The organism is Aristaeella hokkaidonensis (genome assembly GCF_018128945.1).
GTDB classification, from domain to species: Bacteria; Bacillota; Clostridia; order Christensenellales; family Aristaeellaceae; genus Aristaeella; species Aristaeella hokkaidonensis.
On record NZ_CP068393.1, the window covers coordinates 1,191,583 to 1,204,632 of the forward strand.

At 52.8% G+C, this 13,050-nt stretch carries 11 protein-coding genes; 6 read left to right on the top strand and 5 right to left on the bottom strand.

What is annotated here, in order from left to right:
* Positions 1-85: 85 nt before the first annotated feature.
* Together groL and JYE49_RS05535 are read right to left on the bottom strand one after the other, a co-directional pair.
* Complete coding sequence (groL, locus tag JYE49_RS05530) at positions 86-1,711, bottom strand: chaperonin GroEL (protein WP_093956448.1); 1,626 nt, start codon at positions 1,709-1,711, stop codon at positions 86-88.
* Between the two features lie 149 nt (positions 1,712-1,860).
* On the bottom strand, positions 1,861-2,145 hold the full coding sequence (locus JYE49_RS05535; protein WP_093956449.1) for a co-chaperone GroES: 285 nt from the start codon (positions 2,143-2,145) through the stop codon (positions 1,861-1,863).
* Positions 2,146-2,396: 251 nt separating this feature from the next.
* On the opposite strand from JYE49_RS05535, the gene mutY reads away from it, so the two are divergent.
* Positions 2,397-3,431, top strand: a complete 1,035-nt coding sequence (gene mutY, locus JYE49_RS05540) for an A/G-specific adenine glycosylase (protein WP_093956450.1) — start codon at positions 2,397-2,399, stop codon at positions 3,429-3,431.
* Here the strand turns inward: mutY and JYE49_RS05545 are convergent.
* Positions 3,421-4,803 carry an aminopeptidase gene (locus tag JYE49_RS05545; RefSeq protein ID WP_093956451.1) on the bottom strand — a complete coding sequence of 461 codons (1,383 nt, stop codon included), beginning with the start codon at positions 4,801-4,803 and terminating at the stop codon, positions 3,421-3,423. The two genes, mutY and JYE49_RS05545, sit on opposite strands and share 11 nt — an antisense overlap.
* Positions 4,804-5,466: 663 nt before the next feature.
* On the opposite strand from JYE49_RS05545, the gene dnaK reads away from it, so the two are divergent.
* The 4 genes from dnaK (at position 5,467) to JYE49_RS05565 (ending at position 9,455) form a co-directional block, all read left to right on the top strand.
* Complete coding sequence (gene dnaK, locus JYE49_RS05550; RefSeq protein ID WP_093956452.1) at positions 5,467-7,218, top strand: molecular chaperone DnaK; 1,752 nt, start codon at positions 5,467-5,469, stop codon at positions 7,216-7,218.
* 11 nt (positions 7,219-7,229) lie between these two features.
* Positions 7,230-8,084, top strand: a complete 855-nt coding sequence (locus tag JYE49_RS05555) for a DUF5685 family protein (RefSeq protein WP_093956453.1) — start codon at positions 7,230-7,232, stop codon at positions 8,082-8,084.
* Complete coding sequence (locus JYE49_RS05560) at positions 8,074-8,895, top strand: J domain-containing protein (protein WP_179217242.1); 822 nt, start codon at positions 8,074-8,076, stop codon at positions 8,893-8,895. Before JYE49_RS05555 ends, JYE49_RS05560 begins: the two co-directional genes overlap by 11 nt.
* Before the next feature lie 146 nt (positions 8,896-9,041).
* Positions 9,042-9,455, top strand: coding sequence for a hypothetical protein (locus JYE49_RS05565; protein WP_093956455.1), 414 nt, complete (start codon positions 9,042-9,044; stop codon positions 9,453-9,455).
* A gap of 619 nt (positions 9,456-10,074) precedes the next feature.
* On the opposite strand, the gene JYE49_RS05570 is transcribed toward JYE49_RS05565, so the two are convergent.
* A complete protein-coding gene (locus JYE49_RS05570; RefSeq protein WP_179217467.1) occupies positions 10,075-10,332 on the bottom strand; it encodes a LexA family protein in 258 nt (85 codons plus the stop codon).
* Positions 10,333-10,334: 2 nt separating this feature from the next.
* On the bottom strand, positions 10,335-11,162 hold the full coding sequence (locus tag JYE49_RS05575) for a helix-turn-helix domain-containing protein (protein WP_179217468.1): 828 nt from the start codon (positions 11,160-11,162) through the stop codon (positions 10,335-10,337).
* Between the two features lie 713 nt (positions 11,163-11,875).
* On the opposite strand from JYE49_RS05575, the gene argF reads away from it, so the two are divergent.
* Entirely contained in the window at positions 11,876-12,874 is a 999-nt protein-coding gene (argF, locus tag JYE49_RS05580; RefSeq protein WP_093958498.1) for an ornithine carbamoyltransferase, read from the top strand.
* Positions 12,875-13,050: the final 176 nt, after the last annotated feature.

Genomic DNA, 13,050 nt, shown 5'->3' on the forward strand with positions numbered 1-13,050 from the left:
TAAGTTTTCAGTATTCATTCAAAAAGGCGACTGTATCACAGTCGCCTTTTTGCAATTTCTTAAATAAACCAGTTTATTTAAGAAATTAATACATGCCTCCCATTCCTGCTCCAGCGGGTGCAGCGGGTTCGGGTTCAGGAATATCTGCCACCAGGCTTTCGGTGGTCAGGATCATCGCCGCGATGGACGCCGCGTTCTGCAGCGCGCTGCGGGTAACCTTGGTAGGATCGATGATGCCGCGTTCAACCATGTCCACATATTCACCCTTCAGGGCGTCGTAGCCGTAGCCGGGCTTCCGGGCGGACTTGATGTGGTCAACGATCACGCTGCCGTCGATACCGGCGTTCAGGGTGATCTGACGGATCGGCTCTTCCAGGGCGCGCAGCACGATGGACACACCGGTCTTCTCGTCGCCGGCGCAGTTGTCCAGCAGGGCGGCAACCTTCGGGATCACGTTCAGCAGGGCGATTCCGCCGCCGGGCACGATACCTTCTTCAGCTGCAGCACGAGTGGCGCTCAGGGCGTCTTCGATCCGCATCTTGCGTTCCTTCATTTCGACTTCCGTCGCGGCACCGACCTGGATCACTGCCACACCGCCGGCCAGCTTGGCCAGGCGCTCCTGCAGCTTTTCACGGTCGTAGTCGCTGGTGGTTTCAGCGATCTGTGCACGGATCTGGGCAACACGGTTCTTGATGGCTTCCTTGTCGCCGGCGCCGTCCACGATCGTGGTGGTTTCCTTGTTAACCTTGACCTGGCGGGCCTTGCCCAGCATGTCAACGGTAGCTTCCTTCAGTTCCATACCGGTCTCAGAGGAGATCACGGTACCGCCGGTCAGGATAGCGATATCCTGCAGCATTTCCTTGCGGCGATCGCCGAAGCCGGGAGCCTTGACGGACACGCAGGTGAAGGTGCCGCGCAGCTTGTTCACAACCAGGGTGCTCAGGGCTTCGCCCTCAACGTCCTCAGCAATGATCAGCAGCTTCTTGCCGGTCTGCACAACCTGCTCCAGCACGGGCAGGACTTCCTGAATGGCGCTGATCTTCTTGTCGGTGATCAGGATCAGCGGATCATCCAGAACAGCTTCCATCTTTTCGGTATCGGTGACCATGTAGGCGGAAGAGTAACCGCGGTCGAACTGCATGCCTTCCACGGTGGTCATGCCGGTGGTCATGGTCTTGCTTTCTTCAACGGTGATAACGCCGTCGGCGCCCACAGTTTCCATTGCGTCGGAGATAAGCTTACCGATGTTCTCGTCAGCAGCGGAGTTGGCGGCAACCTGGGCAATAGCCTGCTTGCCGTTGATGGGCTGGCTCAGTTCCTTCAGGCCTTCCACAGCCGCTTCAGTCGCGTTCTGGATGCCCTTGCGCAGGATCATGGGGTTAGCGCCGGCTGCCAGGTTGCGCAGGCCTTCACGGATGATAGCCTGGGCCAGCAGGGTGGCGGTGGTGGTGCCGTCGCCGGCAACGTCATTGGTCTTGGTGGAAACTTCCTTCACCAGCTGGGCACCCATGTTTTCAAAGGGATCTTCCAGTTCGATTTCCTTCGCGATGGTCACACCGTCGTTGGTGATCAGGGGAGCGCCGTACTTCTTATCCAGCACAACGTTGCGGCCCTTCGGTCCCAGGGTGATCTTCACGGTATCGGCCAGCGCGTTAACGCCCTTTTCCAGGCTCCGGCGCGCTTCTTCGCCAAACTGAATCTTCTTAGCCATATTCTCAAGTCTCCTTTATTCATCTAACATTCGCAAAGCGAATATTTCACATTGGCCTTTGGCCAATATTTCACATCCGGCGGAGCCGGATATTTCATATTGAATCGCATTGCGATTCAATATTTCATTTTTAAATCAACTTTTTCCTATTATTCGACAACAGCCAGAATATCGCTCTGCCGTACGATAATCAGTTCTTCCCCGTCCACCTTAACTTCGGTGCCGGCGTACTTGGAATAGATAACCTTCTCGCCAGCCTTCACGTTCATGGTGATTTCCTTGCCGTCCACATTTCCTCCGGGACCTACGGCAATAACAATAGCCATCTGCGGCTTTTCCTTAGCGGCACTGGTCAGGATCAGGCCGGATTTGGTGGTTTCTTCTGCTTCGCAATTCTTGATGACAACGCGGTCACCCAACGGCTTCACAGTCATGGATTTATTTCCTCCTGTTCGTTCGTTTGCTTGATTTTAGCACTCGAACATACGGAGTGCTAACAACCAGAGAGTAATATAATGCTTTTACCCTTTTAGCGCAAGTGATTACGGGCCCGTAATTATGTATTTTTCTTGTTTTTACTCTTTTTTACTTGTGTTTACTCCGGTTTTCGTCGTATTTCTTCATTTCTTCTGCTGGAATCCTTGTGTTACAATCCTTCTGACCATTTTACACAGGAGTTTGTTGTATGGAAAAGCTGACTGCTGCCCTTCTGGACTGGTATGACCGCTGTGCCCGGGATCTGCCCTGGCGCGGCTTTCATGATGCCTATCGTACCTGGGTCAGCGAAGCTATGCTGCAGCAGACCCGTGTGGAAACCGTTCTTTCCTATTATGATCGTTTTCTTGCCCGTTTCCCTTCCCTTGCCGCCCTGGCTGATGCGCCGGAGGAAGATGTCCTGAAGGCCTGGGAAGGGCTGGGTTATTATTCCCGTGCCCGTAATCTCTGGAAGGGTGCCCGCCAGGTCATGGAGGAATATGACGGCGTTCTGCCCCGTGATCCGGAGAAGATGAAAAAGATCCAGGGTATCGGCCCCTATACAGCCGGAGCGATCGCTTCCATTGCTTATGACGTCCCGATCCCCGCTGTGGACGGTAATGTCATCCGTGTCATGTCCCGGATTTACGGAATCCGTACAGACGCACTGGAACCGGAAACCCGCCGCCGGATCGAGTCCCTTGCAGCGGCTCTCGTTCCGCAGGAGCGTCCCGGAGATCATAACCAGGCTGTTATGGATCTGGGTGCAACTGTCTGTGTACCAGGCACACCGGACTGTGCCCGCTGCCCGCTTTCTTCCTTCTGTGATGCTTTCAAGGCCGGAGACGCGGCTGATCTTCCTGTCCTGCCCAAAGCAAAGCCCCAGAAGGTAATTCCCTATTCTCTGCTGATCATCCATTCGGGTGATCGGGTGCTCATGCGCCAGCGTACGGAGCGTCTTCTTCAGGGTCTTTGGTGTTTCCCGATGCTGGAGGGTGATTCTTCTGCGGAAGAACTTCTGCCTGTTGCTTGCAAGAAGCTTCACCTGTCCTTCAGTCCCCTCCGGGATGCTGGTACCGCCCGCCATGTCTTCACCCACCAGATCTGGCTTATGCACATATATGAAACAGACGCGGAAGCGTCTGCTTCCGCGCCTGCGGGTTATGAGTTTGTTCCGGTTTCCCGGCTGAAGGATCTTACCCTTCCGGCAGCCATGAATGCCGCCGCGGCTATCCTTACGCGTTGATCATAAAGGCCTTGTAAGCCTTCACGGATTCATACAGGTCAGCCTTGCTGATCACTTCCATCGGAGAATGCATGTTCAGCACGGCCACGCCGCTGTCGATGACTTCCATGCCATACAGGGCACAGATGTAGGCGATCGTTCCGCCGCCGCCCTGGTCAACTTTGCCCAGTTCAGCTGTCTGCCAGCATACCTTGTTGTCATCCATGATCTTGCGCAGCTTGGCGATGAACTCTGCGTTCGCGTCGTTGGAGCCGCCCTTGCCGCCGGATCCGGTATATTTGTTGAAGCATACGCCTCTGCCAAGCATGGCGGAGTTTTTCTTTTCAAAAGCAGATGCATACAGGGGATCAAAGCCCGCGCTCACGTCGCAGCTCAGCATCCGGCTGTTTTGCAGGGCACGGCGCACATTCAGTTCGCTGTATCCGCCCATCAGCTCCAGCAGCTCTGCTACGGAGTTCTCCAGGTAGTTGGCCCGCATGCCTGTCGCGCCGACGCTGCCGATTTCTTCCTTGTCCACCAGCATGCCGCAGCAGGTATATTCCGGCACAGCCGGCAGATCCAGCACAGCCTTCAGTTCTGCGAATGCGCAGACACGGTCGTCGTGGCCGTAGCCCATGATCATGCTCCGGTCCAGACCGAAGTCTCTTGCCTTGCCTGCGGGAACAGCTTCGATTTCAGCGGAGTAGAAATCCTCTTCCTCGATCCCGTACATTTCTTTCAGGATCTGGAGAATCTGAGCCTTCACAGGCTCTTTTTCTTCGTCCTTCAGCGGCTTTCCGCCCAGCATGATGTCCAGGCTTTCGCCGGTGATGGCTTCCCTCAGTTTCTTCTCCATCTGGTCGTGGCTCAGGTGAATCAGCAGGTCGGTGATGCCAACCACCGGATCGTCATCCTTCTCACCGATGCAGATCTGTACGGTAGTTCCGTCCTTCTTTGCTACCACGCCATGCAGTGCCAGTTCCCGTGTGGTCCACTGGTACTTTTTGATTCCGCCGTAGTAGTGGGTGTCTGCCAGCACGAAGTCGTTGTCTTCGTACAGGGGATTCTGCTTCAGGTCCAGCCGCGGGCTGTCGATATGTGCGCCCACAATGTTCATGCCTTCCACCAGCGGCTTCTTACCGATGTGGAATGTCAGTACGGCTTTCCCCATCCGGTTCACGTATACCTTGTCTCCGGCCTTCAGCTTTTTCTTGCCGCCGATCAGGCTTTCCATGTTCACGTATCCGGCCTTTTCCAGTGCGTCGATGGCCAGCACGGCACATTCCCGCTCTGTCTTTCCGGCGTCAATAAAAGCCTTGTATTCCTTTGCGATCGTCTCAAGCTTCTTGAGATCGGTCTTCGTGTAGTTTTTCCATGCGTTGGGTCTTTCCATAATTTCACGCTCCTTACGGTTTATCTTACCACCGGCATAGCCAAAAAACAAATTGTATACAATAACCTGTCAATTCTAATCAACTCAACTATTTACTCAATTTTTCTTCCATCATTAGTTATTCCTTGCCTATCACACCTGCATATATATGGCTAAACACTATAATCACTTTTGACGTAGTCAAAAATATCATATTCGACGCAGTCGAATCTATCATATCGACATGAAGTCGATATATCATGTTGCGCAGCAACATATCATTCGCCGAAGGCGACAATCCGCCTCATGGCGGATCAATTCTCCTCTTTTTTCACCTATCTTTCACATTACATTCTCTTATCCTTGAAAAACCTTCTATATTATATTCTAGGAAAAATCCCATCTGGGATTTTTCTTCCGCCATTTTTAAGTTTTAAGTTATTGAGGAGGCATCCGTGCTTCAGCACGGGCGAAGCTCTGACGACTGCCAGTGGCAGAAATCTCGTCAGAGCTGAGGTCATCTGAAACGAGTGACCTTCCCAGTGGGAAGTCACGACGATTGAAGATGCGGTATATGCCTCCCATGTTACAGCCGTCCATCGTTGCGAGCGAAGTGATGCAAGGATGGGTCACGGCGATCACAAAGTTTTAAGTTAAAATTCATATTCCGGAGGAATATCATCTATGTCCCGTACAATCGGTATCGATCTTGGTACCACCAACTCTTGCGTTTCCTTCATGGAAAACGGCCGTGCGGTCGTGATCCCGAATGCTGAGGGTGGTCGTACAACGCCTTCTGTTGTTGCCTTTACAAAATCCGGCGAGCGTCTTGTCGGAATGACCGCGAAGCGCCAGGCCGTTACAAATGCTTCCCGTACATTCTCCTCTGTTAAGCGGGATATGGGTTCAGACAAGCGTTTCCAGGTGGATGGCAAAAGCTATACGCCCCAGGAAATTTCTGCCATGATCCTGCAGAAGCTCAAGGCGGATGCGGAAAGCTATATCGGTGAACCTGTTACCGATGCGGTAATCACTGTTCCTGCATATTTCTCCGATGCCCAGCGCCAGGCTACCAAGGATGCCGGTCTCATCGCCGGCCTCAACGTCCTGCGTATTATCAATGAGCCCACTTCCGCCGCTCTGGCTTACGGTTTTGATAAGGGTATGCCCTGCCGCGTCATGGTTTATGACCTGGGCGGCGGCACCTTTGACGTCAGTATCCTGGAAATCAACAGCGATACCATTGAAGTGCTTGCCACTGCCGGTAATAACCACCTGGGCGGCGATGACTTTGACCAGTGTATCGTCGGCTGGCTCCTGGAAGAGTTCCGTAAGGAGCATCATGTGGATATTTCCAAGGACCCCATGGCCATGCAGCGCCTGGCGGAAGCCGCGGAAAAAGCGAAGATTGAGCTTTCCGCTTCCACTTCTACCGTGATCAATCTGCCCTTTCTGGCGCAGAATGCTTCCGGTCCCATGCATCTGGAATGCACCCTGACCCGTGCCCGCTTTGATGACCTGACTGCCCACCTGGTTGCCGCCACCCGCGGCCCCGTACAGCAGGCTATGTCGGATGCCGGTATCAAGGCTTCTGACCTCAGCCGTGTGCTGCTCGTCGGCGGTTCCACCCGTATTCCTGCCGTGCAGGAAGAGGTTCGCTGCCTCACCGGTAAGGAGCCTGCCCGGGATATCAACCCGGATGAGTGTGTGGCCATGGGTGCCTGCCTCCAGGGCGGTGTGCTGACCGGCACGGTCAACTCCATCGTCTTGATCGATGTCACGCCCCTTTCCCTGGGTATTGAAACCCTGGGCGACGTCTTTGCAAAGATCATTGACCGCAATTCTCCTCTGCCCTGTCAGCATTCCCAGGTTTTCACCACGGCCGCCAATTTCCAGACCAGTGTGGAAATCAATGTGCTCCAGGGGGAGCGTGAAATTGCTTCTGCCAATAAGTCCCTGGGTAAATTCCGCCTCACCGGTATCCGCCGTGCCCTTCGCGGAATACCGCAGATTGAGGTCACCTTCTCTATCGACACCAACGGTATTGTCCATGTCACTGCCCGTGACCTGGGCACCAACCGCAGCCAGGATATCACCATCTCCGGTTCCGGCAACATGAGCCGGGAGGAAATCGACCGCGCCATCCGGGATGCCCAGCGCTACGCCGCTGAGGATAAACAGCGTAAGCAGTCCCAGCAGACCAGGGATGCCGCTGAGAACTTGCTGAATCAGGCCCGCCGCGCCCGCAAGAAGCTGAAGGACGAGGATAAGACCCGCCTGGATGTTTCCATCTCCGCTCTGGAGGAAGCGCTCCGCGGTTCTGATGAATACCGGATCAAGACTGCATCCGAGGATCTGGACACCATTCTCCGGTCCGTCGGCACCTATGCTTCTTCTCCTGAAGGAGAGAATGACGATGGTGCCTATGATGCCTGAGGAGGCGCGTCATGTTCGGATATGTAGCCCCTGTTTTATCAGTCCTCACGGATGAGCAGAAGCAGCGTTACCGCTCTGTTTACTGCGGTGTCTGTCATGCGCTGAAGAGCCGTCATGGCCAGTCCGGCCGGCTTTCTCTCAGCAATGACATGACCTTCCTCGCTCTGCTTCTCTCCTCGCTCTATGAGCCGGATACTACCCAGGCCTCTGCCCGCTGCGGCATTCATCCTGTGAAGAAGCATCCCTTCTGTTCTTCTTCCATGATCGACTATGCCGCGGATATGAATGCCCTCCTCTTCTACTGGAAGTGTGAGGACCAGCGCATGGACGATCATTCCCTCGTCGGGAAAACCGGTGAAACCCTCTTCCGCAAGGCTGCGAAGAAAGTTCGCACCCAGTGGCCGGCACAGTCCGTTGCCGTGGAACAGGCTCTTTCTGAGCTCTGGAAGGAAGAAAAGAAGACAATCCCGGATCCGGACCGCCTCTGCAATCTTTCCGGTGAAATGCTCGGTGCGGTCTTCGTACCAAAGCCGGACGACATGTGGGCGCCGATACTACGTTCAGTTGGCAACAGTCTCGGCCGCTTCATCTACTGGATGGACGCCTGGGAGGATTACGACGCGGATCACAGGAAACGCCGTTTCAATCCCCTGGACGTTTACCATGACCGGCCGGATTATGAAGACTTCTGCAAGGAAACCCTGGAGCTGCTGATCGCTGAAGCAGCCAACAGCTTCGAGATTCTCCCCCTGGAGCAGGATCTCGATCTCCTGCGGAATGTCATGTACAGCGGTGTGTGGCAGCGTTATACGCTGATCACCGAAAAGAAACAGAAACAAAGAAAGGAGGATGCCCATGCCGAATGATCCATTTGCGGTACTGGGTCTGAATTCCTCCGCAACCGAGGACGAGATCAAATCCGCCTACCGGAAGCTGGCCAAGAAATATCACCCGGACCTGAACCCCGGCGATAAAGCCGCGGAAGAGAAGATGCGGGAGGTCAATGAGGCCTATACCCGAGCCCTGCAGATCAAGAAGACCGGCAAGGATCCTTATCAGAATCCCTATAGTTCTTCCGGTTCTTCCGGTGCGTCAGGCTATTACAATCCCTTCGGCGGCAGTTACGGCGGCTATGGCAGCTCCCAGGGCAGTTATGGCCAGGGCAGTTACGGTGGTAACGGCGGCCAGGGCGGTGATCCCTTCGGGGATTTCGGCTTCGGCTTTGATCCCTTCTCCGCTTTCTTCGGCGGCCAGCAGGGCGGCTATCAGCAGCAAACCCGTTACCGTACGCGGAACTATTCCAATCCAGAGCTGAAGACTGCCGAGAATCATGTTCTCGCCAACCGTTATCACGACGCAATCACCCAGCTCAACCGGGTTCCTACCCATGACGCCGACTGGCATGCACTCTATGCTCGTGCGGATATGGGGCTTGGCAACCGGATTTCCGCTCTCGATCATGCCCGTGCCGCAGTCCGTATGGCACCCAATGATCCGGACTTCCAGGCTCTGCTGAACACCATTGAGTCAGGCCGCCAGGCTTATCGCCAGGCCCGCAGCAGCGGTTACGATTTCCGTTCCGCCATCTGTTCCAATCCCTGCCTCACCTGCATCGTCGCCAACATGTTCTGCAATTGCTGTTTGGGTGGGTGCGGAAGGTATGGAATGTTCTGTTAAAAACATTCCATAACAACTCTACACTTTTCACTCTTCAGTCATCACTGTTAACTCTTAACTTTTCACTGTAAGTTACTATCATTTTTAAGTTTTAAGTTTTAAGTTTTCAGTATTCATTTTCTCTTTCGTAGAAAGGAGTCCTTCAAATGTCTTTTCTCCAGCGCCTCAAAGAACGTCTAGCCATTTTCATGCAGGGTCGCCATGGCCCCGACAATCTCGGTATGTTCACCCTTCTTTCCGGTCTTGTGACTTCCATTCTGGGCAGCTTCACCGGCATCGGTCTGTTCTCCCTTGTCGGTTTCGCCCTCTACGTCACAACCGTCTTCCGTATGCTTTCTCGTAACAACACCAAGCGTATTGAAGAAAACCGGAAGTACATCGACCTGACCTCCAACTGGAAGCTGAAGTCCAGCCAGTTCATCAAACGTATGAAGAACAGCAAAGACTATAAGTACTTCAAGTGCCCCAACTGTAAAGTCCTTCTCCGCATGAAGCGCGGATCCGGCGAACGCGACATCACCTGTGTCCGCTGTGGCCACCAGTTCAAGCAGAAGTCTTGATAATTATGCATGTTAAAACAGATACACCTTATCGTGTATCTGTTTCGGGGATCAATTCAATTGATTCCTAGTTGTAATGTGTCCACTGCGCAAAAACGGCAAGAGTGTGACTGCAGGGACTGATAGTCTGTCACTGTTTTCGAAGAAAATGTGACTGAGTGTCTGTCCCTTTGTCACTGCTCTTGCCGCCTATTTTCTTCTATTTCGGCCAGTTAAACGAATTCCATAATGTGCAAACATAGGCTGTCATTCCGAGCGAGTGGAGGGCGAACCTCTGAGGGCAGCCAGTGGCTGAAATTCCGTCAGAGGTGAGGTCAACCGAAAGGGAGTGAACTCTCCAGTGGGGAGCGAAGGAAGCGGTGACCCAGTGGGTCATTTGCCGAAAGCAAAAGCGCCCTGAACGAGTCAATCGAAGCAAGCAGCAGGTTGAAGCGCTAGCGATACCTGCTGCGCCGACTGAGATTGCGGAACAGTCACGACCTTTGAGGTTGCGGATATCCCTTACTAAGGGCGAAGCCCTAACAACAATCAGAAAATTCGCACCTTTAGGGTGCGATTTTCTCCACCATTATTCATTTTTCAGTCTTAAGTCTTCAGTTTTAAGTAAGAAAAGCAGCTCTCAGCTTGCTTTTCCCCTAAGCATTTCCGCAGCGTATCCAGTAACAAAATAGCTCCTCTTCGCCTTCTCGCTCTTTGCCAGCAGCCCTTCATTAACCATCCTCTTCAGGTACCCGGCCGTGGTGGAAGTAGACTGCAGTCCCGCCGCGATTCCGATTTCCCGTACGGAGGGCTGTCTGCCCTGCTCAGTCGCGAAGTTCAGCATATATTCCATAATCTGTATTCTCTTCTCATGATTTCTCGGCGGATGCTTCTGCATTGTCATCTTCCTTTCTGCTCGTATTCTTCCCAGGCCCGGACGCTCTCGTCGTCTGCCCAGGCGTCTGCTTTTACTTTTCCGATTACCCGGCCCACGCAGTGTACCGGCTCATTTTCACTGAAGGTAAGCGGCGCGTATGCCGGATTGTGGCTGTGCAGCCCGTCCTTCTGGTATTCCTTGATATAACCCGTATCTCCGCAGATGAAGACGCCGATCTCGCCTTCCCGTACGCTTCCGGTATGCTTCACCAGCACCATATCTCCATTCGCGAAGGTGGGCTCCATACTGTTACCGTTGACCCGAATGATTTCATCCGCAATCTCCGTCATGCTGTCAGCAAACAGGAACACTTCTTCGCCCCTGGTAGCTTCAAGCGTTTCACCGGGACCGGCGGATGCAGCCAGTTCGTTCCGGAACAGCCGGATGATCTTACGCGGAACCCTGGTATCTTCCTGCATGTCAGCCAGTACGTCCATCTGCCGCAGGATCACCTGCCGGTTATATTGATTCAGGGAGGAATACTTCCGCAGCAGCGTTGCCCGCTCATCCGGCCGGATACCGCTCAGGTCATAGATATTCTCTCCGCTCTTATCCGGATAGCCGAAGAACTCTTCCAGGGAGATATCCAGCGCCTCACAGATCACGGGAACGCTTCCCACGTCCGGACGGCTTCTCCCGGCTTCCCAGGCACCTACGGCATTCTTACCGACCTTCACCAGGGCGCCCAGCTCTTCCTGGTTCATTTTCTTGGCCTTCCGCTGACGGCGGATCAGCTCTCCGTATGCGATCCCGGCGTTATTGGTCATTCCGTTCGAATCGCTCCTGGCCATACTTTTCTCCCCTTTTCTCTTTGCTGTTGACATTATAGCACAATATTTTTGTGCTTGTAAAGAATTAATTTTGTGCTCGCTTCTATAAATAACAATATTATTGTTCAATATATACAGATACAACTCTCAGTATGTCATCCTGAGCAAGCCGAAGGCGCATCGAAGGATCTCCCCGGCCGCAGCCGTAAAAGCAACTTACACATTCGTCGGTAGACGAATATTTCACATCGATCGAAGATCGATATTTCATTTTCAACTCTGTCTTTGTTTTAATTCTGAATTCTTAATTCTGAGCAAGCCGAAGACGCGTCGAAGGATCTCCCCGGCCGCAGCCGTAAAAGCAACTTACACATTCGTCGGTAGACGAATATTTCACGTTTGACGAAGTCAAACATTTCATATTGGCCAACGGCCAATATTTCACATTGATCAAAGATCGATATTTCATTTTCAACTCTGTCTTTGTTTTAATTCTGAATTCTTAATTCTGAGCAAGCCGAAGGCGCGTCAAAGGATCTCCCCGGCCGCAGCCGTAAAAGCAACTTACATATTCGTCGGTAGACGAATATTTCACATCGATCGAAGATCGATATTTCATTTTCAACTCTGTCTTTGTTTTAATTCTGAATTCTTAATTCTGAATTCTGAATTTCACTTGTTTCCCTTAACTAATTCCCTTATACTAGTTCTATCTTTTTCTTGAGGTGATATTTGTGAATCCTTTCAAAGGTAAAAGCTTCCTGAAGCTTCTTGATTTTACCCCCGCTGAGATCTCTTCCCTGCTCGATCTGGCTGCCGACCTGAAGGCAAAAAAGAAAGCAGGCATTCCGCATGCCTGCTGTGCCGGGAAAAACGTTGCCCTGATCTTCGAAAAGACCAGTACCCGTACCCGTTGCTCTTTTGAGGTTGCCGCCTATGATCTGGGAATGAACTGCACCTATCTGGATCCTTCCGGAAGCCAGATCGGTAAAAAAGAAAGTATTGCCGATACCGCCCGTGTTCTGGGCCGCATGTATGACGGCATTGAATACCGTGGTTACGGTCAGAATATCGTGGAAGACCTGGCGAAGTATTCCGGCGTTCCGGTCTGGAATGGCCTCACCAATGAGTTCCATCCTACCCAGATCCTGGCCGACTTCCTGACAGTCAAGGAGCACTTCGGAGATCTGAAGGGCATCAAGCTCGTCTATATGGGTGATGCCCGTTACAACATGGGCAATTCCCTCATGGTGGGCTGTGCCAAGATGGGCATGCATTTCGTCGCCTGCGCGCCGGAAAAGTACTGGCCCAATTCCGCTCTCATTGATACCTGCAGGAAGATCGCCGCTGAAACCGGCGCTGTCCTGGAGTTTGAGGACGACGTCGATAAGGCCGTTGCCGGTGCCCACGTCATCTATACTGACGTCTGGGTCTCCATGGGTGAGCCGGACAGCGTCTGGGAAGAGCGCATCCGCGATCTGCTTCCCTACCGCGTCACGTCCGCTGTCATGGGCAAAGCCGGTTCACAGTGTGTGTTCATGCACTGCTTACCGTCCTTCCACGATCTTAAAACCTCTATCGGCCGTTCCATCTTCGAGAAGTTTGGCATTGACTGCATGGAAGTCACCGACGAAGTCTTTGAGTCTCCTGCCTCCATCGTATTCGATGAAGCTGAGAACCGTATGCACACCATCAAAGCAGTCATGTCCTCCTCTCTCGCAGAAGATCTTTAATCTGTTTCTTCCAAAAACCACCGGCTTCATTCTGAACCCGGTGGTTTTCTTTTTAATCAGCTGATCTATATATCACATTGGCCGCCAGGCCAATATTTCACATCTGCCGTAGGCAGATATTTCACAAAGCCGCTTTGCGGCTTTATTTCATATATGAAAGCAAATTCGTTGCTTTC